Genomic DNA, 25,017 nt, shown 5'->3' with positions numbered 1-25,017 from the left:
AGAATTCATAAGATGCAAGCATATGTTGCCTGCATCCTAGTCAATAACGTTCTAAATGTGGGGTATTAATGTTTAGGCTAAGCTACATTTGTACTGTAAAAATAACATCTTTACCGGCTATTACAGTGCCTTGTGCTTTGTCTAATTTGGTGACATCTTCCATATTCGCCAGTACTACAGGCGTTAGTAAACTTTCCACATTGTCGCGTAAAAAGGCTAAGTCAAACGACAAAATGGGTTGACCTGCTTTTACCTGTTGGCCTTCTTCGGCTAGCCGTTTAAAGCCATTACCTCTTAGCTCAACAGTGCCAACCCCAAAGTGAACAAATAACTCAAGGCCTTGTGGAGATTCAATACTAAAGGCATGGTTGGTTTCAAATATCTTACCAATAGTGCCATCAATGGGCGCGACGATAAACTCACCTTTTGGATCGATGGCAATACCGTCACCAACAATTTTTTCTGCAAAAACGACATCGGGTACTTTTTCAATAGCAACAATCTCACCTGACACGGGCGCTAAAATAGCGACACCGCCAGTTAACTGAGGTTGGCCTGAAATTAGTCGTCTAATGCGGCTTAAAAATCCCATAAGAAAAAGCCCCTTTTATTAATATTTTTATGTGTTTAATTGTAAACAGCTCTGTCAACTTTACCAGCTTTAATTGTAATTAACACTGTTGAATCGCAGCGTGGATCTCTTCGATGCGCGTTAATGATGCAACCTGCTGCGCATGGATAATAAAATCTTGATAACGCCCCTTAACCAGCGCAGCTTTCACGTCTAATAAATTGCTTGGATTGATACTGATTTCATCTAAGCCGAGGCCAACTAATAGTCCTAATGCCCGCGGATCGCTTCCAAGCTCGCCACATAAAGATACTTTAACGCCCGCTTGCTTGCAGTGGCTAATGGTCATGGACATTAATTGAATAACGGCAGGTGATAATACCGGAAATTGTTTAGCTAAATTGGGATTGGTTCTATCTGCTGCAAGGGTATATTGGGTCAAATCATTGGTGCCAATACTGACAAAATCAAGCAAGGGTAACATACTGGGGAGATTAAATACTGCTGCTGGCGTTTCAACCACAATCCCCAAGCTTACTTCACCAAAGCCTTTTTCTTGCTCGATTAACTGAGCTTTTGCTTGCTCAATGAATACCATGCCGTGTTCTAGTTCTTCGATTTGGTTCACCATGGGGAACATTAATCTGATTGGGCCGTGATTAGCAGCGCGAAGTACGGCCTTTACTTGGGTGATAAAAGTGTCGGGGTGGCTTAAGCTGTAACGTATGCCGCGGATCCCAAGTGCTGGATTATCTTCATGTGATTGCTCAAGATAGGGGATTTCTTTATCGGCACCAATGTCAAAGGTTCTAATTGACAGTACCTCGCCATTTAAGCTTTGTAATGCGTCACAATATAATTTGTACTGCTGCTGCTCATCTGGCAACGCTTTGGCATTCATAAGTAAAAACTCGGTTCTAAATAAACCAATGCCCTTAGCTCCTACATCAGTAACATGTGAAATTTCACTTAAATTTCCGACGTTTGCCAATAAGGTGATGCTATGACCATCTTGGGTTGAACTGGGTAAATCTTTGTATGCGGTGAGCGCCTGGCGGCGTTGCAACTCTTGCGTTTGCTGTTGTTTCAGCTGGGCCAATATTGTTACCGATGGTGCAATATGCAAATCACCCGTCATCCCATCCAGGACCAATTGCTCGCCATCTTTAATTTTTACCGAAAGCTTGGAAAATGGATAGTTAAGTAATGCAGGGATACCCGCTGCGCGAGCTAAAATAGCAGTGTGACTAGTAAGTCCACCAGATTCCAATACGATACCTGTGATGTGTTTTAACGGTAAAATGGCAAATTCTGCCGGGGTTAAGTCATCGGCTAATAAAATGGTGTCTTCAGTTAGCGTGGATAAATCCCATTTTAAATGGCCATGAATTGCGCTGATTAAGCGTTTTGCTAAACACAGAATATCACCACTGCGATTGGCCAGATATGGGTCATCTAAAGCGGCTAACTCGGCAGCTTGCTGATTGAATATGCGATCAATTGCGACTGCTGCACTGACGTTAAATTGTGCAATATGTTGATGTAATTGTTGTTGAAGCTCTTCATCTTCAAGCAACATAATGTCTGCATCGATGAGCTGAAAGTTTTCACACTCTGGACATAAATGATGTTGGCAATGCTGCAAATGCTTGATCAGTAATTCAATTGCATGGGTCAATTGTTGTTGCTGTTGTTTTATTTGCGCAGAGGAAAGCAATTTAAAATCCAGCGGCGGCATGTGTGTGGTAATGGTTAACGCTTTACCAAATGCAATGCCTGCAGAAACAACAATTCCGTTGAATGACATATACAATCCTGTTAACTGAGTGTTATTAACAAAGAAGCAATTTTATCGACTGCTGCTTGCGCTTGCTCTCCTGTTGCAAATACTGTCACAGAGACACCTTGGTATAAACCGAGTGTTTGTAACTTAAATAAACTTTTCGCACTGGCTTGTTTGCCATTGCACTCTACCATAATGTCGCATGTAAATGCTTTTGCTTCTTTTACTAATAATGCGGCAGGACGAGTATGAATACCATGTGGAGCAACAATCGTAACAGTTTTTTGATACATAGAGAAAATACTCATTAATGAATGACAACTAAATACTCATTTAACGCTATATTTCAGGTGGTTATAATGTGGTCAACTCATTGATACACAGTAATAAGCAAGGTTGAAATACTCAGGTATTCAATCTGAAGCGCCTAATATACCCTAAAGTATACAGAGCTAAAAGTGATGCAAACCGCAATCTAGGTTATCACGAAGTGAACCCATGCCAGTATCAAAGATGGCTGGCATGTTTAACGCCAATCAGCGCAAGAATGTGATCATTGTTACTGGTTAACATCGCTTATCACTTCGTTATACATGTTGAAAGTAAAACAGCTCGCTCTCGCAATTTTTGCCCTATTCTAAATACGTAATCTCTGATCAGTTATTTATCCTGATTGATACAAGAAGAAGTTAAATTTTGAATTGGCTTAAGGTTTGGCTCATGTCTTGACTGACCGTTTGCAATGACTGAGCTGCCAGTGCATGAGTTTCGTTAGCGCGAAGCGATAACTCTGTTAGCTCTGAAATGGTGGTGATATTTCGGTTAATATCTTCTGTGACCAATGCTTGCTCTTCAGTTGCGCTGGCTAATTGTGCGGTCATATTACTGATATTATCGATATGAGTTAAAATCTCAGCGATTGCCTCACTAGACTGAATTGCTTTGACTTGCAGTTGTGACGATTGTTGTTGGGTGTGTGTATTGATATTAATTACCGATCTGATGCCTTGTTGTATTTGGCTCACAATTTTATTGATTTCATTGGTCGATGATTGAGTGCGATTGGCGAGCGCGCGCACTTCGTCTGCTACAACAGCAAAACCTCGGCCGTGTTCCCCTGCGCGTGCAGCTTCAATTGCAGCATTTAGAGCTAACAAGTTTGTTTGATCTGCAATACTACCGATTACATCTAAAATACTGCCAATTTCAGCAGAGGATTGGCTTAAACTTAACGACACTTGTTCAGATTGTTTTAATTCACTGACTAGGCTTTGTGTATGCTCAACGGTTTGTTGCATCAACTGTTGGTTCTGTTGGGCTTGCTCTTTGACATTGCTAGCGCCTTGAGCCGCATCTTGCGTGTTGCGGGCCATCTCTTGGCTGGTAGATAGCATTTGGTTTATGGCTGTGGCAACGCTTTGGGTTTCATTATTGACTTGATTTGCACTTTGATTAGATTGCGTAACCGTACTGAGTAAATGGTCTGCTTCATCTTGTAAGCTGTGCCCTAGAGGTTGTAAATGGGCGACCATGTGAGCAATTTTAATAACAAATTGGTTAAAACCATGGGCCATTTGTGCCACTTCATCGTTACCTTGGGTTGATAATCGCTGAGTTAAATCACCTTCGCCTTTGGCTATGTTATCCATGGCATTGATTGCAGCTTTTAATGGTTGGGTAATAGAATGATTAAGCAATAAAAAGAAGGCGAATATCGGCACAGAAATAATCATCATGATGATCAAATAATCAACAATGATACCGCTCATGCTTTGTTGAATATCGTTTACATTGGCATGAGTGATCAGTGTCCACTGATGACTGGGTAAATAAACTGCCGCAACTAAAACTGACAGTGAGTTGTTTGACTCGTTAAAGGTTAACTGTGTTTGTGCGACTGTGTGTTGTGCATCAATGAATAATTGTTTAATTATGGTTTGATTATTGCCGCTTACAATCATGTTAAATGATTTACCTTGGGCATTAAATTGACTGTCAATGATGATTTGCTGTTGCTGGTCAACGACAAGTAAGCCTACATTATCATGCCAATTTATCTGATTAATTAGAGACAATAAATGATTTTCAGATAACGGCTGCTTTTGCTGTAGTGCGCTGAGGGTGTTGCTCAATAATGAGACTTGAGCACTCAGCTGTTTTTGTTTTTCTTCGACCAAATGATTGTATTGTTCTTTAACAGAAAAACTGCCAAACACAACCGTGCCAATGGCAGCCAATAACAACATAATGAATAATCGTTTTAAAATCGTTAAACGTCTCAATAAATCAATCATTTATAGTCCAGAGGTTCACATCCATTTTGAATGTTTGAATTATAATGGCATTTAGGAAAAAATTAACAGTTTTTGCCATTTTTTGTGAGCAAACAGCAGTTATTGACATTTCAGAGTTATCTGTAAATTGGAATATAAAATAGAGGTATATCATGCGGTTAATCAAACTTTTACTGTGTTTGGCTATTAAATAGTCTAATCGTTTGTTTTAATTTTGATTTTTTTATGTTTTACCCGCAAGATTAGCTTAAATAACAAAAAGGTATTAACGCGATGAATTCTAGTTACACTGTTAATAATGACGATATTCTTTTAAAGCTATGCCATTCGGTTTCTCATGTTTTGTCGAGTACCAGTGCAAGCCAGGTTAGCCATGCTGGTATGGTACAAAGTATTTCACGCACCCGCTTGAAGCCCGATTTAGGCTGTTTTTCAATCTTTGATGGCGGCTTTTCAGGTTTAGTCGTGATTAACTTTTCGGCCGATGCTGCCATTGAGATTTATCGTCGCTATATGATCAATATGGGCATGCCAGAATCTGAATTGGCTTTTTCACACACATCAGATGATGTAAGTAACGTGATGGGCGAATTGATGAACCAAATATTGGGTGATTTTATCGGCAAAATATCCAAAGAATTACAAACATCAATCAGCCAAAGTCAGCCTAAAATGTTAACCATTAATAAAGAGTTAACGATTTCTGTTGATACCAATCTGGATAATGCCGTTGCAAGACGAGTCTCGTTTAAGACTGAAAATAATCATATTTTTTATCTTGAGTTTGCCATGGATCAAACCGAGTTTATTCGTTCTGCAGATTTTGAGATGGATGAAGAATTTGATGCTGATGCACTACTTGAAGCTCATGGTAAAATCACCCATAAAAAATCTCCTCAAACTAAAGACGTGTTAAATGATCCAAATGTAAAAGGGATTGTGGTTGATGATGCCGATGATTTACTGAGTGAGCTTGGTTTATAGTAAGTAAAGGTTAACGACAATAATGATAAAAGGCGATGCAGAACATGACATCTAAAGCGACCTCTATTGATATTGCTTACAAGGCTGGTGTATCTCAATCCACTGTGTCTCGTGCATTACGTAATAGCCCGTTGGTAAACTTAGAGACACGCCAGCGCATTCAAGCTATTGCCAAAGAACTAAATTACAAAGTTGATAAAAATGCCAGTAATTTACGTATGCAAAATAGTCAAACTTTAGCGCTGTTGATCTGTGAAGACCCCACCAATGACGATTCAATGATTAATCCGTTTTTTTTGTCTATGTTAGGGTCAATTACTCGTGCAACTGCTCGCCAAGGTTATGATTTACTGGTTTCGTTTCAACAGCTTTCCAGTGATTGGCATGCCGATTATGAAGACAGTAATAAGGCCGATGGCATTATTTTATTGGGTTATGGCGATTACATGGATTACGCTCATAAGCTAGATAAGCTGATTGAAAAGAATACCCATTTTGTGATTTGGGGAGCCGAACATAACAATAAAGCGGTGTTGTCGATTGGTTGTGATAATCACCAAGGTGGCTATATTGCTACCGAGCATTTATTGGGGGCCGGTCGTCAAAAAATTGCATTTTTAGGCGATGCATCTGGCCATAGCCCAGAGTTTCGTGACCGTTATTTAGGCCATGTTGCAGCATTAAATGCGGCAGGTATTCAAGCGGATAAGCAATTACAACATCATGCAATTAATACAGAGGCATCAGGATATGACGCCGCGATAGCGTTGCTTGATAAAGGCGTGTTATTCGATGCCATTTTTACCGGCAGCGATTTAATTGCGATTGGGGCGATGCGCGCATTAAAAAAACGCGGTGTTACCGTGCCCGAGCAAGTTGCTGTTGTGGGCTATGATGATATACCTATTGCCAGTTTTGCCAATCCGGCTCTGACAACCGTTAAACAAGATACCCAGTTTGCCGGTGAAATATTAGTAGAGAGTGTACTTAAACTCATTCGTGGACAAGAAGTGAGCCAACGACTGATTAAAACAAGTTTGGTGGTGCGAAACTCCTGTGGCACAAAGGCTGACGATTTATAAAAAGCCTAGTTTTACTAAATAACCTTAAATACAGTTAAATCATTTTATAACCTAATACCAAACTGATTACAGGATAAAACCGATTATGGCAGGCGCCAGTTTATTAACCTTGTTAGATGACATTGCGACAATTTTGGATGACGTGGCAGCAATGAGTAAAGTGGCTGCACGCAAAACAGCAGGAGTATTAGGTGATGATTTAGCGCTAAACGCTCAGCAAGTGTCTGGTGTGGCATCTGAGCGTGAGTTACCTGTTGTGTGGGCCGTTGCCAAGGGCTCGTTTCGCAATAAGCTTATTTTAGTGCCGCTGGCATTATTAATCAGTGCTTTTATTCCCTGGGCGATTACACCGTTGCTTATGTTTGGTGGCTTGTTTTTGTGTTACGAAGGCTTTGAAAAAGTTTATCACTCGATGACGCATAAAAAGTCCGCGCCAGTTGACGATGAAACCATTGTCGCCAAAGGCAAAGCAGATATAGATGATTTAGCCAAGTATGAAAAAGATAAAATCAAGGGTGCTATTCGTACCGATTTTGTACTGTCTGCTGAAATTATTGCCATTAGTCTTGGTGTGGCCGCCCACATGGATTTAATGGGCCAGTTTTTAACCCTGTCCGTCATTGCACTTGTCATGACGGTAGGGGTTTATGGTTTAGTTGCAGGTATCGTTAAAATTGACGATGTCGGCTTATACCTTGCCAAGCGTAAAGCTGAAGGGTTAGGGCACAACATTGGTTTAATGCTGGTCTCTGCTGCGCCCTATTTAATGAAAATACTCACCGTTGTTGGCACCATTGCCATGTTTATGGTGGGCGGCGGCATTTTAACTCACGGCATCCATGTGGTGTTTGAATGGATAGAACATGCGGCCGTGGTGGTTGAGCAAATTAATGTTGTAGGTGGCGTTTTAGGGCTGTTAACGCCCAGTGTGCTTAATGCCGTATTTGGTGTGGTTGCCGGTGGCTTAGCAGTGCTATTAATGAATGGCGTGATGAAATTGATGCCATCAAAAAGCTAACGCAGCAGTATTAAAGCGCTCGTTAAACATGATGCAGTAGCATTAAATTAACGCGCTAAGCGAATGATGAAAAAAGAGCAGGGTTATTAACCTTGCTCTTTTTTGTTTTACCGCGACTTTGATTTAAAATTTAAAATTTAAAATTTAAAATCTAAAATCTAAAATCTAAACGGTTAAATTGTCGTGATCAGTAAATTGTGGTTCGGTTTTAGGGTTTGGGCCATACTCGTTGTCGTCTTTACTGTTAAAGCACATTACCACCAAGATGATCAGCGCGCCAAGCAGCGGGATAAGTAATAACAATAACCACCAACCCGAATGATCGGTGTCGTGTAAGCGGCGCACACTGACTGCAATACTAGGAATGATGACCGCTAACGAATAAACCGAGCTTAATAAACCTGTGCCGTAAATGTCATTGTACAGGCCTGTTCCCATGTCTACTAACGTCAGTAATATACTGATAATTGCGCTTATTAATGCGAACATCCAATATTCTTTACGACGCGCGCGTCCTTTAAAATCAAAATACTGCTTTAATACCTTTAAATACCAATTCATTCGTTAGTCCTTAACGTTAATTTTTATTAATCTTAATCATTTTTACAAAATAGTGTTTAATTATCAATATTATATTTTGATTTGGTCAAAAAAAAGCCATTGCATTTAGCAACAGCTTTTTAGTAGGGAGGTACATACTCATCATTTTAAAATAAGTGTTTAGCGATTATTTATTGTCTCAAAACATTATTGAGCTAGTTGTTTCACCACAGGATAAAAGTCCCATACTTGCTCATCGGTCATCGAACGGACCAATTTAACGTATTCAGCATGAGTCCACGCCAGTGGTGTTGCTGAGTTGGTGCCGTCACCCATTTTGTAATTATAGCGAGTTGGGTTACCAACACCATCCCACGCTTGTTCTGGTAACATTAACCCTTGGTTGGCAAAGGTTTCCATGCCCTGAACATAGGTGTTTATTAACCCTTGCTTAGTGTCTGGGGTTAAGCTGCCATTGGCTTTTGCCAGCGCTAATTCGTAATGGCCACGCTCGCCAGTAAAGAAGGGCCATACTCGGCCGCGTTGATCCTCGGTATTGCCATTTTCAGCATAGCTAAAACCTGTGACCGTATCTTCACCGTAACCATCGTTACCATAGCGGCGATACCCCGGTACTTTACTGCCATCTTTAGCGGTAAACTCGTACTTAACCCGTAAGTTATCTTCAAGTTGCTGATTATCGATGAGCATTACGCTGTTTTTAATGACAGGGTCTTGTGCATCCACTACGCCATAACGCACTAGCTCTAAAAAGCCGCCGTCTAAAATCAGTCGTTGATCTAAGCCTGGCTTTCCATTGTTATCGAGTAGTTTGTCTGCGGTGTTGGGGTTGCCATTAGGACTAATGCGAACGTAATAAGGCGCCGCGTTAGCCTCTGTTTGTGCCGCCTCAGTTGCACTGAGTAAGCCGCTAGTGGTGACCATGCTTGTTTCAAGCTGGCTTTGCAGTGTTTGAGCTAGCGCAAGGTATGTGCTGGCATCAGCATCTTTTGCCAGTGTCGCTATGTCACTGGCTGCGACTAAACCGGCAATAATTGCTGCTGTAGTCGACGGAGAAAATCCTGCTTGTTCTTCCCAACGCTCTTGCTGTGTATTAGGCGGGGTAATGTTTGTCTCATTCCAGTCAAGCTTCACTTTGCCACCAGTGACTAGAAAGTCGGCGGCAGGTTTTAACATGTCCTGATACCAGCTGCTGATCTCTGCATCTGTTAACACGCCCGCCTGCCACAGTTTCCAGCCGAGCATAATGGGCATGGCAGTTTGGTCTAGCTGTACGCCAACCCATTCAATTTCACCGTCAACGTGGGTTTTTTGTAAAAACCAACCTGGTGTGCCAGCAAAACCTGGGGTTTGTTGATTAACCTGGACTTTCTTTAAATATTCAAACGCCACTTTAGGTGTTTGCGTATCGCCCATGGCTAAAAATGCCATCGCACATTGGTAAAAATCCCGCGGCCAAACCGCTTTATAGCCTGTACTGCCGACTTTAGCAGACACGGTATCGCCCCATGGGTTTGATAAGGATGCGATTAAGGCACCAGCATGGGTTTTATCTTCTTGTGCTTTTAACACTAATGCACTGGAATACAGCAGTTTGCCATTGTCTGTGGTGTTGTTGCTCATGCTTTCAAGCGGCGTAAGTGAGGCGAGATAATCTTTCCAACCTACATGCTTGTCATCACCTAAATAGGCCTGTTTTACCGCATCGTAACCGGCATCTAATGTAGCCTGTGCCGTAGCTAAACTGCTGGCTTTGTCTTGAGCGAATCCGATGGCTAAGTTAAAGCTTAGGCTGTCATTTGCTTTTGTCAGGGTGGGGTACTGTGCAGTTAAGGCAACATTGCCACCTTGATTAGTATTGCTTGTGGTTTGGTAGAGTGAGTCAAGCTTACCATTGTCTTGTAAATCGATAATCCCGTCAGATGAGCCTACAAAGCCGGCGCTCGCGTGAACAAAGTCAACATCGCTTTTAATGGTCATAACCGTTGAGTTTGTATCACTGGTATGTGCGACAAGTGCTTTACCCTCAATCGCTGCAATATCATTAGCACCACTATTGTCGATATGTGGGTTTACGTACAAATGAGGAGTAATTCCAGCTTCAAAAGCACTAAAGGTCACGTTCATCATCAAGCTATTTCTATCAGGATCGGTAAAAATATGCTTTTCGATTTGGTATTTCCCCTCAATATCTTTGTTGATGATTTTATAAGCCAATGATTGTGGACGGCCTTGGTCGTCCGTATCGAGATATTCTATAGTGCTAATAGTGTTATCTTTTTCAGTATCAACAAAGCCATTGCCGCTGATAATAAATTGCAGCTCTTTTAATTGCGCATTATGAATAAGACCAAACATGGTTTCGGTGAGTATGCCCTGGGCAACAGAAAACCATACTTTACTGACAGGATTTGTCGCTTGGTCTTGATATTGGCCATTGAGATACGGCTCGTAAGATGTGCCAATGCCTGTTTTGCCCGAAAAGGCCCATGTAGGCTCAACACCGGGTGCGCCGGGTGCAACTTTATTTAACGATGTCGCAGCATCTGTTTCAACCTTACCTGTTGAGTCAGCTGGCGAGCATCCGCTTAGCACCAGGCCTAAAATTCCTGCGGTGATGGCACTCGAAAGTGCACTGCGCTGTGTGTGTAGTGTTAACATAAAACATCCCCAAAATATTGTCTGTGACGATGACAGATCACTGTTATTTTTTGTATCAAATTGATTTAGTTATCTTGTTTTACAAACAGTACGGCAATGCCCGATACCATCATAAAGACACCCCCTAATACCAATGCATAAATTGGCTGACTGTCAAAAAAGACTTTTAACAACAAGCCTAAAATGCTGGCGGCAAGTAGCTGAGGGATAACAATGAAAAAGTTGAAAATACCTAAATACACGCCCATTTTCTTTGCCGGTAATGCAGACGACAACATGGCGTAAGGCACAGATAAAATAGAGGCCCAGGCAAAACCAACTCCAATCATTGGGATCCATAACTGATTAGGATCTTCAATAAACATAAAGCTGATTAACCCCATGCCACCTAAAAACATATTGATGGTGTGAGTGAACTTAATGCCGACCGCTTTGGCTAAAAACGGAATGATGATAGCGGCGATGGCGGCAAAACCGTTGTATGAGGCAAATAACATTCCGACCCAATCGGCGCCGTCGTTATACGCTTGGCTAAGTACATCGCTGGTGGCGTAATGGTGTGAGGTCACGGCCGCGGTGGTGTAAATCCACATGGCAAAGAGGGCAAACCAGGCAAAAAACTGTACAACGGCTAATTGTTGCATGGCTTTTGGCATATGAAATAAATCGTCAACCACATTAAACAGCATACCATTGTTGTCACGTTGTTTGTTTGCTGCTTGGGTTGTTTGGGTCAGTTTGCGGGCACAGAACAATTGCAGTGGCCCAAAAGCAAAAATGCCAATACTAAGGATATAAAGCTGTTTATCAAGCTCTTGCGTTAAAATTGCCGCAGTAAATATAGCGCCAACTAGCATCCAAATGATGCCACCGGTTTGGTACTGTTTACTGGTACGGCTGTTGGTATTTTCTGAGGTGTTTAGATGATTAGCGTGTTGCTCAAACGAGGCTAACTCTTGTGGCGAATACTCTTTACTTGAAATAATCGTCCAGCCCACAGCGACAAATAACACGGCGCCACCAAAGTAGAATGAATAGCGTACAGAGTCGGCAATCTCACCTGCTGCAGCGGTATTTGCCACATCAAACACATTGGTTAATATATAAGGCATGGCAGAGGCAACAACGGCGCCAACACCGATAAAGAAGCTTTGCATGGCGTACCCTTGGGTACGTTGGCTTTTAGGTAAATTATCGCCCACAAAAGCACGAAACGGTTCCATGGCAATGTTAATTGACGCATCCATGATCCATAACATACCTGCGGCAATCCACAGGGCAGGTGAGTGAGGCATAATAAATAATGACAATGTGGTTAACACGGCACCAATTAAAAAGTAGGGGCGGCGACGGCCAAGGGCGTTCCAGGTGTTGTCACTCATGTAACCAATAATGGGCTGTACGATTAGGCCTGTCAGTGGTGCGGCAATCCATAAAATAGGAATGTCGTCGATGGCTGCGCCTAGGGTTTGAAAAATACGACTGACGTTGGCATTTTGCAGAGCAAAACCAAATTGAATCCCCAAAAAACCAAAGCACATATTAAAGATTTGCCAAAAGCTCAGTTGTGGCTGTTGCGTAACATTATTATGATTATCCGCAGACATGTTTTATCCCTTTTTATCAGTCGCTATGCTGACTTTTTATTATGACTTTTTAATACGACGGTTACTGATGTTGTTCACTGATCAAGTGTGGTAATGCAAACTTGAGACAATGGTGTCGATAAAAAAATGGCGAATACGCATCTCCCTAAGACAAGTATTCGCCAAGACCTAAGCTTTATCTATGGTTTATTTATCCGAATAAACTATCGATAAAGTCAATGGAGGTACTTTAAAGCTGGTGGTCACAAAGGTTAACACACCAGAAACGACCTAGCCCTTCTCATCCTCTAGTCCAGAACGAAATAGCTGGTTTTATAGTAGCCTCGAGCCTGATACTGGTACAACTTACTACATACGTATTCATGCTATTTGGGTAACTTAACCTGCACATTTGTGCAACATAAAGTCGGTTATAGTGCTTTAAAGCGGATTGCAGTACCGCCACTGGCTGCAAGTGACAAACTTAAGCTGTCTTTCGCCGTGACAACCTGGGTTTCAATGACATAATCATATGGGTTTGTTAGCCAATGTGCGTTTTTACCATCACGGTATATTTGTGCTTCATAACGTTTTTCTGGCGTTAAAAAGTTAAGTTTAACGGTTAATTTACGTGGCTTTTCGTCTGTAAGTGCACCTAAATACCAATCTTCTGCGCCACGTTGTTTACGGGCAAACGCCACATAATCACCTACTTCACCAGCCACAGCGATACTGTCGCTCCAATCGGTTGGGACATCTTGTATAAACTGAAACGCATCGAGCCTTTGCACATAATTACGCGGCAAGTCAGCCGCCATCTGGATTGGGCTGTATAACACAACATAAAGCGCCAATTGTTTTGTTAATGTGGTTTGTACACGGTTTTCGGCATCTAACCCTTGTGGGGCTAAGTTGAAAATGCCCGGGGTAAAGTCCATTGGTCCCGCAAGCATCCGGGTAAAGGGCAATATGGCGGTGTGCTCAGGATTATTTGGCGGGCTGCCCCAGGCATTAAACTCCTGGCCTCTGGCGCCTTCGCGGGCAATCCAGTTAGGGTAGGTGCGGCGTAAACCTGTGTCTTTAATCGGCTCATGTGTATTAATACTAATACCCCGTTTTGCCGCTTCGGTTACGCTGTGCAAATACTCATTAACCATAAACTGGCCGTCATGCCATTCGTGTCTTATTATGCCGTTTTCATCAACGCGTTTTATGTCGCCTCCATCGGCCACATAACCGGTTTTGACTTGAGTAACGCCATGCTTTTTATACAAGTCGTAAGCATCGCTCATTTGGTTGCGGTAATTAGTGACAGATCCTGATGTTTCATGGTGGCCAATTAAGCGAACGTTTTTACTCTTGCCGTATTGGCTAATCGCGTTTATATCAAAGTCAGGATAAGCTTGAGTAAAGCTAAATACATCGCCATTGTGAAACCAGCTGCCGTCCCAGCCTTCATTCCAACCTTCAACTAATACGCCATCAAAGCCATATTGTGCTGCAAAGTCCATGTAGCGTTTGGTTTCGCTGGTGGTTGCGCCGTGTTTAGGCCCGCTACCCCAGGTGTTTTCGTTGAGGTGCATACCCCACCAAATACCCACGTATTTACCCGGTTGTACCCAAGACACATCGCCAAGTTTGTTTGGTTCGTTTAGATTAAGGATTAAATCTGAATTTAATAATCCAGGAGCATCGTTAGCGATTTGAATGGTGCGCCAAGGTGTTGAAAATCCCGGTTGGGTTTTTACTCTAATACCATCGGACCACGGAGTTAAATCTGCGCGTAATGTGCCATCGCGGCCTTGATTTAATACCATGGCGGCATAATCGGTTAGTGCGGCTTCATGGATGCTCAAGTGCACGCCATCAGCTGTTCTGAATGTCATTGGTGTGTGGGCGCGATCAATTTTGTCTAGCGTCGTGGTGCGATATAAATACTCGTAGCGGTTCCAGCCTCGCCCTGGGATCCACCATGCTGTGGTGAGCTGAGGATTGGGGATCACAAACTCAGTGAGTTCGTCGGTAATATCCAGTTTAGCAGTGCTCGTCAAGCCGGCTTGTTTGGGTACCACGTAGCGAAAACCGATCCCGTCGTTAAAGGCTTTAAATTCAATGTCAAAATCAAGTTTTCCGTTAGATAACGTCGCGACAATGCTGTTGTAATGATCGCGTATGTTTTCTCGTTCGCCCCAGGGTTGTTGCCAGGTTTGGTCGACACTATTACGGGTGACATTCTTAATGGTAAATTCACTGCCAAGTTCACCTAGCTGGACAAAAACTAAGCCTAACTTACTCGGGCTAATGACGGGTTTGCCGTTAAAGTGTATTTGGTATTCAGGGCGGCCGTTATCATCAGATAAACTGATGTCAATGTGTGAGTCTGGTGATGTGACATTGACGGTTTTGGCGTGCGCTGTGTTAGTCAATACCAAACCTGATAGCGCGGCGGCGCAGGTTAAAGCAATCAATTGCTTATTAAACTTGGCTTTGGTCTGAGTGTGACGACACAACGCCGTTGTCTGTGGGTATGAGGGTGTCATACGGTATCCTTGTTGATTATTATTATATCGTTTTCAACAAGTAATATATGACGCTTTTCAATTTTACCGCAAAGATCTGCATACGTATTCAGAACGTGAATGGCGGAACTAAGCCACAACAAAAATAAAAGGCGGTGTTAACTTTCCCCTAAAGACTTGAGTGCAGCATAAATGATGTACGCGAATCAATAAAAACAAGTGAGGTTAACACCGCTAATACCTACAATCTCATGTCTAATTCATTATGAATTAACACCACACATTGCGATGCAAACAGCATTTTGGGGCCCAAATTAATGTGTTGTGTACCTAGGCGTTTTAAGCTGTTAAAGCTCTTTTTAGGCATGGGGATATGGTCGGTTAGTAAAAAGCATGGGTTTGCGGCAAATTCAATATCGCGAACTGGGGTGCCTTTTTTCTCTAACATATACAGTTGATAATCTTCGGCTAACTCTTGTACTAGCTTTTCAAAGCTAACGGTACGAACGGTAATTCCGGCTTCGACTTCACGTAACTGTTCTTTTGCCATACCTTTAGATACCGTTAGCGCTTTGGCTATTTTATGTGTGAGGTTTTGCTCATGAAACCCGCCAATATGCCCCAACTCATTTGAACGAAAACAAATGGTACGTGAAAAATCGGTGGTGCTTTCTAATACTAAATACACCACAACGTCGTCGCGATGTGACTGAGCCACAAAAATGGTGTTCATGAGTGTGTGGGCTAATATTTCAGTGTGGGCTGATTGGCCAATACCTGCTAAAAATTGTTCACTGTCAACGGGGGCTGCTCTGGCTCTAACTACAAATGCGCGCATTGGTACATCCTATTGGAAATAATAATCAACAATCTGTGACTTGATTGGTTTAAGTGCTTGGTTTGGATAATGACAAAGTATGTTGCCTATTATCACAGTTTTCATGCTGACTGTAATGCGATTAATTTCACTTGTAACATGTGACGCTTCAACTATTTAAATCTGACTATTTCGCCAGCCAGCCCAAGAATGTGAGCATTGTTACTGGTTAATATCGCTTATAACGTCGTTGTAAATGTTAAAGTTAGCACAACGAGATCGCTGTAATTTCAGCCTTTTTCTGAGCGATTTTTGCTACGCAATCACTGATCACTTATTTACCCTGATTGCCTTCTATTTTTAGCAATATCATTTTAGGCACCGCTTTGTTGAAGTTGTGTGCGAGATCAGAGTTCAGTGGACAAAAATAAGATATAAAGCATAAATAATTTACATCTTAACTGGAAATACAATGTCAGACTCAATTCATGGTCATCAAGTGATGCAGATGATGCTAGAACACGGCAGCGCCCTTACAAAACATGAGCTTAAAAATATGATGCATTGCGCATTCGGTGAAGATACTCGTTACCATACTTGCTCTGCAAGTGAGATGGATGCTGATATGTTGATTACATTTTTAGAAAACAAGGGCAAATTTATCGCAAGCGATAACGGTATCACTACCGCGGCAGATAAAATCTGTAACCACTAAATGTCGTTCGGATAACGATTAGACATAAAAGATAGCTGCTGTGTTCAATACCACTGAGTCAGTGCAAATGAGCAATGTCGTAACGAACACTTCAGATACTAAACACGCCATAGGTCATTAATCACTTTGCTGCGATAAATAAAAAAGGGATTAAGTGTAGGCTTAATCCCTTGTGCGTTTAGTTAACTTGTTTATCGTAATACTTGCTGTTAATGAGCCCCTTTACGATAGCGTTGATCTGTTTGATTGGGACAACAGATAGCACATCTTGTCTTGCTTGGGCTGATACAGATTGAACCGCTACCGGCTCATCAACCCATTCGTTAATAGAGGTCAATACCAATTGTCCTTCGGCATCTTTTTCAATTTTAGCAACATGCCACCATTCTGTTACACCTTCTGTTGGCGGACTAAATATGCGTTGTTCATTTCTAAAGATAAATTCAACGCGAGTGGTCGCTGAATCAATATCAGGAGCGCCTGAGTAGTTATGGACATAGTAGTGATAGCTGCCTTCGACCGGAAATTGCGGGATTGAAATAACTTCAGGTCCGTAGCTTGTTACATCATCAACATCCAAATAAATAATCGTATCATTGATTGTTACTTCAGAATTACCGTAATAAACATGGTTTTGGTTACCTTCAGTATCAGTAATAAAGAGGTGTGAGTCTAAATCTCGAGGCGCCTCGCCCCAGTTTAGGGTTATTTTGGTGAGCGCTTCAGATAGCACTAAACATTCTGCTAGGGTGATATCTGTTTCATCTGTATTAATAATAGATGTGCGGCTTTGGAAACCAATAGTTGCACCGAGTAACACGGTTGAATTACGCTTTACCGGGATACTAAACGTGCCGTCCATGTTGGAGAAGGTCAGAGAACGACCTAAATAATCGCGGCCGTCTGAAATAACACGAGCGCCATTTAATAAGTTGCCTTCTTCGTCTTGTACGCAACCATTAACCAGAATGGTGTCGTAAATCATGTCAGCATTCCAGGTAGTAAAATGACTTACATTGCCTTGATAGAATGACTCGCCATTGATCGTCACTAATTGCGCTTCACCTTCTTCAACCCACAAGCCTGATGTGGTATTAAAATAATACAGCGGAATTGTGGCGGGAGGGTTAGAACCTGCAACAGGAATTTGAATTTGCGCTTCTTTGTTTGTTGCAAGTTGCAGCTTGTTACCGGCGTCATCGGTAAAGCTAACCGTAATAGCCCCAAAAGATTCTATTGGTACAATTTCGTTTGCGCTGTTTGTCGTGAGCATATCTCCTGGCATCATTTCGATATCAATCGCAGGGTTAATTACCGTTAGCTCAGCAACAACCGCAGATGACACAAGGTTGCCGTTTAAGTCGACAAGACTGTTTTCGGGTAAGTTGACCAGTACATTACCATCGACAGCAAGCTCAGAGGCTTGAGTGGCATCGAAACTAATCGATGCATGTACTGGTTGTAATAAAAGATTGTGCGATTGAGTTAATTCATTTCTTGAAATACTCAATGCTGCTTCAGAATAATCGGTAGCATCAGCAACAAGAGTTAATCTGTCGCTTAGTTGCGTATCTTGTACTTTGGTTGAGAATAAGCCTTGGGTATCAGACGTTGATGTACTAACAACGACCTCACCATTAGACAAATTGACTACACCTTCTGAGATAGCTTCACCATTAAAATAGTTATTTAAGCTGCCTGAAATAGTATAAAAATACTTTTCATTTAAATTGAACGTAACTTGAACCGGTGCAGCGCCATCTTCACCACCGTCGGTAACTTGCACAGCAATGTCAGTTGCGGTTGTTTCAGCGACAGCAGAGGTGTAAGTGATTAAACCCAAAGGGCTAATGGTTAAGCCACTCGGACCAGATACCAGTTCAAAATGAATGTCATTGGCCGTGTCAGTATCGTCTACGTCAGAGACTTGGATTTGGTAGGTAAACGTTGAGCCAGAATCAACACTTTGCGCCGCGATTGCAGACACCACAGGTGCATCATTGACGGGTGTGACGAGTACTTCAAAACTTTGTGAAGCACTTTGTGCATTATCTTCGCCGCCATCTCTAACCGAAACGGTCACTGCACCAGATGTTAATACACCTTCAATAGGTGTCCATGAAATAAGCCCTGTATTGCTAATGGTCATGCCATTTGGGGCATTTGTTAATGTGTATGTCAATTGTGTGCCATCATTGGCATCATCTGGGTCGTTAACGGCTAGCTGATATGTGTATTGGGTATCTTCAATAGCGGTCACAATTGCGCTAGAAGATATTAACGGTGCGACATTATTGCTGGATGCGTCATCGTCATCATCTGACGATCCACAACCTGTTAAAACAAAAGACAGTGCGGTCGCAATGATAGAAAGCCGCCATTTTTGTGTTAATTCCATTTACCTACTCCAATAAAAAAGATTAAAACGAACGTTAAAAAACCTCATCGCGTGTCTTTAGCCGATGGATTTTCGTGAAAATAATGAAACTTGGGTCATTTATTTTCAATACTCATAAGTGATGTTTTTTTATTTATAAAGCAATACTTTAGTATGATCGGGTTCGCTTGTGGTTGATGGGGGGCGGGGGCTTAAAGCACTGCATAGGTAATGGAAATGGTCTAATTATTTAAGACAACCTTTTTTTGCAACTAAAGGGATCATAGCAACCGGAACCGCTAAAATGCTCTGCTATTTATCGAAAATAGAGGTTGCAAGGTAAACGTAAATGGTTGACTTGCTTACCCTGCATACCAATGTGAAAAAGATGACTTGATAAAACCTACAACGTCCAGTTACCAATTGGCTAAGGACGTTGCAGTGTTATTGAAAGAGCTTAAAGCATTGTACTTTAGCGTTGCAGCGCCATAACTACTGACTGTAACGGGGCAAGCTGCACATCAATTGTGGCGTTGTTGTCACTGTGTAATATTAATTGAGTGACTAAAGGATCCGAGTTGAGTAAGTCTGTTAATAGCGTGTTTTTAGTGATATTCCACTGCATTAGCAAATTGTGTGGCACCACTAAGCTAAATGTTTTACTTTGTTGCCGGCTAAAGTTACTGACAATAATTAATTGCTGCTCTGCATTAAAACGGCTAAAGGCAAATACTTGATCATCATAGCCCTGGGTGTGTTGTTGGCGCTGCAAGGTGTCTAATTCGGCATAGTCGCCCGTTAATGCAGGTGCATTGTGACTTAGGTTTAATAAGCGTTGATAATATGCGCGCAATGCCTTTTCATCTTGGGTGGATTGCCCGCCATCAAACTTGCCGTTATTCATCCAGCGTTGGTGTGCAGGCACGCCGACATAGTCAAAAATACTGGTGCGAGTCGGTTGACCAAATCCAGCCATTTGCGCGCCTTGTTCGCCGACATCTTGGCCAAAATAAAGCAGTGTGGGTGAGCGGCTTAATGTGGTCGACACCACCATTGCGGGCAGGGCATTAAATGCATTGCCGGCAAAATCGGTAGTGTTAATACGTTGCTCGTCGTGGTTTTCTAAAAAGTGCAGCATGTGTTGCTCAATGTCGCTAACTTTTGCTTGCACTTTGGCAATAACCGCTGTGCTGGCTTTTCCTTGAATAATGGCTTTTAAGCTGTCGTATAAATCCACTTTGTCGTACAGATAATCCATTTTGCCTAAGTGAATATAATCGCGGTACAGGTTAGGGTTATAAACTTCTGCAAGAATAAACGCGTTAGGGTTTGTGTGTTTAATGTGGCTGTTAAGGTAACTCCAAAATTCAACCGGTACCATTTCGGCCATATCGTATCTAAACCCATCAACGCCTTTTGCTAACCAATATTGGGCAATACGTTCAAACTTACGCCATGAGTCAGGAATATCATCTGCGGCCAGTGCTTGCCAAAACGCCAGGTGTTCTGCCGCTGTTTTAGTCGCATACTCTGCTGGCAGAGTAGGGAAGTCGTGGCTGCCGTCTGGCTTTACACCATAATTTATTTTAACGGTTTCGTACCAGTCGTTGGCGTCAGGTTTGGCAAGGCGTGAGCCATTACCGGTCCATTTTGCGGGAGATTCAGTAAATTTGCCGTCGCTCAGAGGATGAGCATCGCCGCCTAACGGGGCGTAGCCATTAGGCGCATCGGGAACGGCAAAATCCTCGCCGATCACATAATAAAAGTTGTTATGTTTGCTATAAATTTGAGTCGTGTCGTCATTGGCGCCAAAGTCTTGTTCGCCTTTGGGAGCTGATACAGAGTGATAGTTACGTGCAATATGGTTGGGCACTATGTCAATTATCACTTGCATGCCATTGGCGTGGGTACGTTCGATTAAGGCTTCAAATTCTGCCAGGCGATTTGCCGGATTGGTCGCTAAGTCTGGGTTAACGTTGTAATAATCTTTTACTGCATAAGGTGAGCCTGCACGGCCTTTAACGACATCGGGATCGTCGTCGCTTATGCCAATATGGGTGTAATCGTTAATCACCGCATGATGTGGCACACCGGTATACCACACGTGAGTGGTACCAAGGGATTTGATGTCTTGTAAGGCGGTATCGGTAAAGTCACTGAATTTACCGACACCGTTGTCGGCAATGGTGCCCCAGGGTTTATTGGTGGTATTGGTGTTGCCATATAAGCGAGTAAATACCTGGTACACAACAGGTTTTTCGGCTGTTGATATTTGCTGTGTTTGAGGCATTGGCGCCGCCGCTTGACTCGGTTGTTGAGCCTTTTGAGTGTCTGTATTGGCTTGTTGGCATCCGCTGAGGCTTAAACTCAATCCTAATGCAGTTATACAGGCTAGGGGGCTCTTTTTTATAAAAAATGGTTTAAAAGATAATAACATAGTGGCTCTTTTTATTGGTATGGCACTGAGAACAATAGCTGCAAGATCATGGCGAGGCTCATTTATGAGCATGAACCTCGCCATGAAAAATATTTACTGCTTTAATGACAAAATCGTCACGCCTTTTTGTTCAAGCTTAAGCGGGGCATCTAATTGATAAGATTGCTGATTGAAAATATCAACGCCTTGAGTATTACCATTAAACACGCTGCTAAAACGGGGTAAGTCGAGCTCAACACTCTGGTCATTTTTATTATAAATAATCAATAAGGTTTCATCGCCATGATGACGGCTTTGCACGTAAACGCCCTCTTTTGGTACAAAATGACGCAATTGACCTTGCTGGATAGCCAATGAATTTTTACGGTAATTAAGAAGTGTGCGCACAAATGCTAATGCTTCTTTTTGAGTGACACTTAAGCCTTCTTTAGTGAACGCGTTTACCTTATCTTGCGGCCAACCACCTGGGAAATCACCGCGCACTGCGCCATCGTTTCTGCCTTCACTTGGGCTTTGCATGAGCACTTCTGTGCCATAAAAAATCTGTGGAATACGGTTGCTGGTGAGCACGTAAGCCATTGCGATTTTAAACAAGCCTATATCGTTTTTCATTAAGCTAAATAAGCGGTTGGTGTCGTGATTGCCTTCAAATAACACTAATTCAGTTGGTTTGGCATACACCACATCGTCGGCTAAGCGTTCGTACAAATTAATTAAGCCTGTGTCCCAACCTTCTGGCTCGGTTAAGCTGGCAATTAAGGTGTCGTACAGTGGAAAGTCCATCATGCTTGGGGTGTATGAGGTGTAACCATCGTTATTTTGTTTGCCTGCTTGCCAGTAACTCACTGTAATAGGGTTGCTGGTCCATTCTTCGCCAACAATATTAAAGTTAGGATATTCGTCCATAATGGCTTTAGACCAGCGGGTTAAAAAGGCTTTGTCGGCGTAAGAGTAGGTGTCTTCGCGTATGCCACTTAGGCCTGCATACTCTACCCACCAAATACTGTTTTGAATGAGATAGGTTGCCATGTGTAGATCGGTTTGATTCATGTCGGGCATGGTGTCGGTAAACCAGCCATTGTCAAAATCAGCGGTGTCACTGGCTACGGCATATGGGTCTTGTACTGTGGTGCGGCGGTGACTGGTGTACACTATATCTTTAGGGTTTTGCTGCCAGGCTTGCTGGCCGTTAACCCAGGTGGCGCTTGGAAAATTTGCCATCCAACGATGCCCAGAACCCATGTGGTTAACGATAACATCTTTAATCACCCCAATACCAAAACTGCGCGCCTCTTGCACAAGTGCCAGATACTCTTCGTTAGTGCCAAAACGTGGGTCAATTTGATAAAAGTCAGTGGTAGAGTAACCATGATAAGAATACTTTTCTTGGTTGTTTTCAAGCAGTGGGTTAATCCACAACTGAGTCACACCTAAATCGTGTAAGTAGGGTAGAGCTTTGCGGATCCCCATAATGTCGCCACCATGGCGGCCACCATCAAAGCTGCGATCTGCTTTTTCTAGCATGCTTGGGTGATTATCGTTATCTGGATTACCGTTAACAAAGCGGTCTGGAGTGATTAAGTAAATCACATCTTTATTGCTAAAGCCCTGGCGTTCTCTTGAGCCATTTTCACGAGCTTGTAGTTGATAATCAAACTGCTCAACGAGTTGATTATTATCATAAAGGCCAATTTTTAGTTGTTGTGCTTTGGCATCTTGTAAATCTAAATTGATAAACAAATGATTGGGGCTTGCTGTTTGCTCTGTGTTTATAAGCTTTACGCCCTGGGCGTTAAGCAGCTTAACCTGATGGCCGCTTATGTTGTCGCCAGCAACTAATAGTTGCAGTTGCGGATTGTGCATGCCAGCCCACCACGATAGAGGTTCCACGTTGACCTCTGCATTTACCGATAAAGCACTACAACTGAATGCTAAGGCTATCGTGCCCATCAATAAACGTGTTTTGATTGGCTTTAACGGTGTAGAAAGCTCGGTTGATAAAGTCATATTGAGTCCTAATTTTTAATCTTATTAATTATAGTGTTAATGCATTTACTGGTTTAAAGCGCGCAAATAAATTCACTGTGTTCTGGCATGTTAGCAACGGTTGTATTTATCACTTTACGTATATTGGCTAAGTAATCTTGCAAGGCTGAATTATCAACCGCCGCCGCTAATGGATGATAGTCTGTCGGTTTTATGCCTTGGCCGAGCATGACCTGTATCCAGGCTGCTTCGGTAAACAGTTCGTCTTGATGCCTAAATACGCAGGCTGTTTGGCTAAATAAATCGATTTTTTGCTGCAAGCTTTCGGGAATACTCATGTTGCGGCAATGCTGCCATAACCCTGTATTATCAGGCTCCGTTTGTTTGCCATTAAGGTGGTAGTGCAAAATAATAAAGTCGCGAATTTGTTCAAACTCAGTTTGTGATTGACGGTTAAACTCATCTATCTGTTGTGTTTGAATACCGTGATGCGGGAACAATTTAGTTAAGCGAATAATCGCCGATTGCACTAAATGTAAGCTGGTGGATTCTAGCGGCTCTAAAAATCCGCTCGATAAACCGATAGCAATACAGTTTTTATGCCACTGCTTAACTCGTCTACCTGTGGTGAAATTGATTTTACGCGGCTCGGCTAACGGCTTGCCATCAAGGTTGTCGAGTAACTGCTGTTTGGCTTGGTCATCACTCATGTATTGGCTGCTGTATACAATGCCATTACCGGTGCGGTGTTGCAGCGGAATGCGCCATTGCCAACCTGCATCATGTGCAGTGGCTTTAGTGTAGGGCAGTAATGGGGCAGAGCTTTCACACGGTACGGCATAAGCGCTGTCGCAAGGTAACCAATGTTGCCAGTTTTCGTAATCGACACCTAATGCTTGTTGTATTAATAGGGCGGCAAAGCCTGAGCAGTCGATAAATAATTCGCCGGTTATAGTCTGGCCGTTTTGCAAGATAACACTGGCAATGTTGCCGCCGTTATCAAGTGTTGTGTTATCTATTTTACCTTCGATACGCTTAACGTCTCTTTGCAAACAATAGTGTTGCAGCATGGTGGCATATAAGCTGGCATCAAAATGGTAAGCATGAGTAATGCCTGACATTTGTGCATTGGGGATATTGGCAATAGGTTGAAACTTATTGTGTTTAGCGGCCTGATAATTAATGGAATAACGCCAAAAATCTGCCGGATTGTATTGCGTGTTTGAGTTTGTGGTTTGAGCTGCCTGAGCACAAAGCCAATAATGATGAAATGAAGTAAAACCTAAGTCTCGGCCAACATTGCCAAAGGCGTGCATGTAAGCATCACCTTGTTGGTACCAGTTTTCAAATTCGATGCCCAATTTATAAGTGGCTTGAGTTGCATTAATAAAGTCACTTTCTTTAATGCCCAGTACGCTATTAAAAATCTGTAGCGGGGGGATAGTGGCTTCGCCAACCCCAATAGTACCAATAGTGTCTGACTCAATTAAGGTAATATTTAACTGTTTTTTGAACAGCTTGGCTAACATGGCAGCGGTCATCCAACCCGATGTACCTCCGCCCACAATGACAATGTCTTTTATAGTTGTGTTTTTCATTGTTATCGCCTTTTCATGGTGCCGGTGA

The 25,017-nt window shown here is 42.5% G+C and carries 17 protein-coding genes; 4 read left to right on the top strand and 13 right to left on the bottom strand.

The features are described from left to right. Positions 1–82 precede the first annotated feature (82 nt). The 4 genes from crr to K8B83_RS14325 all read right to left on the bottom strand — a co-directional run bounded on the left by crr (position 83) and on the right by K8B83_RS14325 (position 4,648). A complete protein-coding gene (crr, locus tag K8B83_RS14340; protein WP_188739115.1) occupies positions 83–592 on the bottom strand; it encodes a PTS glucose transporter subunit IIA in 510 nt (169 codons plus the stop codon). Between the two features lie 79 nt (positions 593–671). Then, entirely contained in the window at positions 672–2,378 is a 1,707-nt protein-coding gene (gene ptsP / locus K8B83_RS14335; RefSeq protein ID WP_223417559.1) for a phosphoenolpyruvate--protein phosphotransferase, read from the bottom strand. A gap of 11 nt (positions 2,379–2,389) precedes the next feature. Next, entirely contained in the window at positions 2,390–2,647 is a 258-nt protein-coding gene (locus tag K8B83_RS14330) for an HPr family phosphocarrier protein (protein ID WP_188739113.1), read from the bottom strand. Positions 2,648–3,043: 396 nt separating this feature from the next. Continuing rightward, a complete protein-coding gene (locus K8B83_RS14325; protein ID WP_223417555.1) occupies positions 3,044–4,648 on the bottom strand; it encodes a methyl-accepting chemotaxis protein in 1,605 nt (534 codons plus the stop codon). A 273-nt stretch (positions 4,649–4,921) separates the two neighbouring features. On the opposite strand from K8B83_RS14325, the gene K8B83_RS14320 reads away from it, so the two are divergent. The 3 genes from K8B83_RS14320 (at position 4,922) to K8B83_RS14310 (ending at position 7,732) form a co-directional block, all read left to right on the top strand. Continuing rightward, on the top strand, positions 4,922–5,632 hold the full coding sequence (locus K8B83_RS14320) for a DUF3334 family protein (RefSeq protein WP_188739111.1): 711 nt from the start codon (positions 4,922–4,924) through the stop codon (positions 5,630–5,632). 44 nt (positions 5,633–5,676) lie between these two features. Then, on the top strand, positions 5,677–6,714 hold the full coding sequence (locus K8B83_RS14315) for a LacI family DNA-binding transcriptional regulator (RefSeq protein WP_188739110.1): 1,038 nt from the start codon (positions 5,677–5,679) through the stop codon (positions 6,712–6,714). An 85-nt stretch (positions 6,715–6,799) separates the two neighbouring features. Further along, positions 6,800–7,732 carry a DUF808 domain-containing protein gene (locus tag K8B83_RS14310; RefSeq protein WP_223417549.1) on the top strand — a complete coding sequence of 311 codons (933 nt, stop codon included), beginning with the start codon at positions 6,800–6,802 and terminating at the stop codon, positions 7,730–7,732. A gap of 165 nt (positions 7,733–7,897) precedes the next feature. Here K8B83_RS14310 and K8B83_RS14305 read toward each other — a convergent pair whose 3' ends face one another. From K8B83_RS14305 to trmY, 5 genes are all read right to left on the bottom strand, one after another. Then, complete coding sequence (locus K8B83_RS14305; RefSeq protein WP_223417547.1) at positions 7,898–8,293, bottom strand: DUF805 domain-containing protein; 396 nt, start codon at positions 8,291–8,293, stop codon at positions 7,898–7,900. A 186-nt stretch (positions 8,294–8,479) separates the two neighbouring features. Further along, positions 8,480–10,954, bottom strand: a complete 2,475-nt coding sequence (locus K8B83_RS14300) for a glycoside hydrolase family 15 protein (RefSeq protein ID WP_223417546.1) — start codon at positions 10,952–10,954, stop codon at positions 8,480–8,482. Between the two features lie 65 nt (positions 10,955–11,019). Beyond that, positions 11,020–12,561, bottom strand: a complete 1,542-nt coding sequence (locus tag K8B83_RS14295) for an MFS transporter (RefSeq protein ID WP_223417544.1) — start codon at positions 12,559–12,561, stop codon at positions 11,020–11,022. Positions 12,562–12,971: 410 nt separating this feature from the next. Further along, the gene (locus tag K8B83_RS14290; RefSeq protein WP_223417542.1) at positions 12,972–15,080 is read right to left on the bottom strand and encodes a glycoside hydrolase family 97 protein; all 2,109 of its coding nucleotides are present in this window, start codon (positions 15,078–15,080) and stop codon (positions 12,972–12,974) included. Between the two features lie 220 nt (positions 15,081–15,300). Then, positions 15,301–15,897 (bottom strand): tRNA (pseudouridine(54)-N(1))-methyltransferase TrmY, encoded by a 597-nt coding sequence (trmY, locus tag K8B83_RS14285; protein WP_223417536.1) that lies wholly within the window; start codon positions 15,895–15,897, stop codon positions 15,301–15,303. Positions 15,898–16,348: 451 nt separating this feature from the next. On the opposite strand from trmY, the gene K8B83_RS14280 reads away from it, so the two are divergent. Further along, positions 16,349–16,591, top strand: a complete 243-nt coding sequence (locus K8B83_RS14280; RefSeq protein WP_188739103.1) for a YecH family metal-binding protein — start codon at positions 16,349–16,351, stop codon at positions 16,589–16,591. Positions 16,592–16,769: 178 nt separating this feature from the next. On the opposite strand, the gene K8B83_RS14275 is transcribed toward K8B83_RS14280, so the two are convergent. The 4 genes from K8B83_RS14275 to K8B83_RS14260 all read right to left on the bottom strand — a co-directional run bounded on the left by K8B83_RS14275 (position 16,770) and on the right by K8B83_RS14260 (position 24,989). Next, positions 16,770–18,989 (bottom strand): putative Ig domain-containing protein, encoded by a 2,220-nt coding sequence (locus K8B83_RS14275; protein WP_223417534.1) that lies wholly within the window; start codon positions 18,987–18,989, stop codon positions 16,770–16,772. 451 nt (positions 18,990–19,440) lie between these two features. Next, positions 19,441–21,405, bottom strand: coding sequence for an alpha-amylase family protein (locus tag K8B83_RS14270; RefSeq protein ID WP_398409249.1), 1,965 nt, complete (start codon positions 21,403–21,405; stop codon positions 19,441–19,443). 93 nt (positions 21,406–21,498) lie between these two features. Continuing rightward, positions 21,499–23,355 (bottom strand): glycoside hydrolase family 13 protein, encoded by a 1,857-nt coding sequence (locus K8B83_RS14265; protein ID WP_223420077.1) that lies wholly within the window; start codon positions 23,353–23,355, stop codon positions 21,499–21,501. 110 nt (positions 23,356–23,465) lie between these two features. Further along, on the bottom strand, positions 23,466–24,989 hold the full coding sequence (locus K8B83_RS14260) for a tryptophan halogenase family protein (protein WP_223417532.1): 1,524 nt from the start codon (positions 24,987–24,989) through the stop codon (positions 23,466–23,468). Positions 24,990–25,017 lie beyond the last annotated feature (28 nt).

It is taken from the genome of Shewanella inventionis (genome assembly GCF_019931735.1).
Taxonomy (GTDB): domain Bacteria; phylum Pseudomonadota; class Gammaproteobacteria; order Enterobacterales; family Shewanellaceae; genus Shewanella; species Shewanella inventionis.
The sequence above is the reverse complement of the archived record's forward strand: the minus strand, read 5'-3'. Positions and strand labels throughout refer to the sequence as shown.

Coding starts and splice junctions, on each gene's coding strand:
- K8B83_RS14325 (WP_223417555.1), bottom strand. CDS start 4,648: ATGATTGATTTATTGAGACGTTTAACGATTTTAAAACGATTATTCATT.
- crr (WP_188739115.1), bottom strand. CDS start 592: ATGGGATTTTTAAGCCGCATTAGACGACTAATTTCAGGCCAACCTCAG.
- K8B83_RS14305 (WP_223417547.1), bottom strand. CDS start 8,293: ATGAATTGGTATTTAAAGGTATTAAAGCAGTATTTTGATTTTAAAGGA.
- K8B83_RS14300 (WP_223417546.1), bottom strand. CDS start 10,954: ATGTTAACACTACACACACAGCGCAGTGCACTTTCGAGTGCCATCACC.
- K8B83_RS14320 (WP_188739111.1), top strand. CDS start 4,922: ATGAATTCTAGTTACACTGTTAATAATGACGATATTCTTTTAAAGCTA.
- K8B83_RS14330 (WP_188739113.1), bottom strand. CDS start 2,647: ATGTATCAAAAAACTGTTACGATTGTTGCTCCACATGGTATTCATACT.
- K8B83_RS14310 (WP_223417549.1), top strand. CDS start 6,800: ATGGCAGGCGCCAGTTTATTAACCTTGTTAGATGACATTGCGACAATT.
- K8B83_RS14270 (WP_398409249.1), bottom strand. CDS start 21,405: ATGTTATTATCTTTTAAACCATTTTTTATAAAAAAGAGCCCCCTAGCC.
- K8B83_RS14290 (WP_223417542.1), bottom strand. CDS start 15,080: ATGACACCCTCATACCCACAGACAACGGCGTTGTGTCGTCACACTCAG.
- K8B83_RS14275 (WP_223417534.1), bottom strand. CDS start 18,989: ATGGAATTAACACAAAAATGGCGGCTTTCTATCATTGCGACCGCACTG.
- trmY (WP_223417536.1), bottom strand. CDS start 15,897: ATGCGCGCATTTGTAGTTAGAGCCAGAGCAGCCCCCGTTGACAGTGAA.
- K8B83_RS14280 (WP_188739103.1), top strand. CDS start 16,349: ATGTCAGACTCAATTCATGGTCATCAAGTGATGCAGATGATGCTAGAA.
- K8B83_RS14295 (WP_223417544.1), bottom strand. CDS start 12,561: ATGTCTGCGGATAATCATAATAATGTTACGCAACAGCCACAACTGAGC.
- ptsP (WP_223417559.1), bottom strand. CDS start 2,378: ATGTCATTCAACGGAATTGTTGTTTCTGCAGGCATTGCATTTGGTAAA.
- K8B83_RS14260 (WP_223417532.1), bottom strand. CDS start 24,989: ATGAAAAACACAACTATAAAAGACATTGTCATTGTGGGCGGAGGTACA.
- K8B83_RS14315 (WP_188739110.1), top strand. CDS start 5,677: ATGACATCTAAAGCGACCTCTATTGATATTGCTTACAAGGCTGGTGTA.
- K8B83_RS14265 (WP_223420077.1), bottom strand. CDS start 23,355: ATGGGCACGATAGCCTTAGCATTCAGTTGTAGTGCTTTATCGGTAAAT.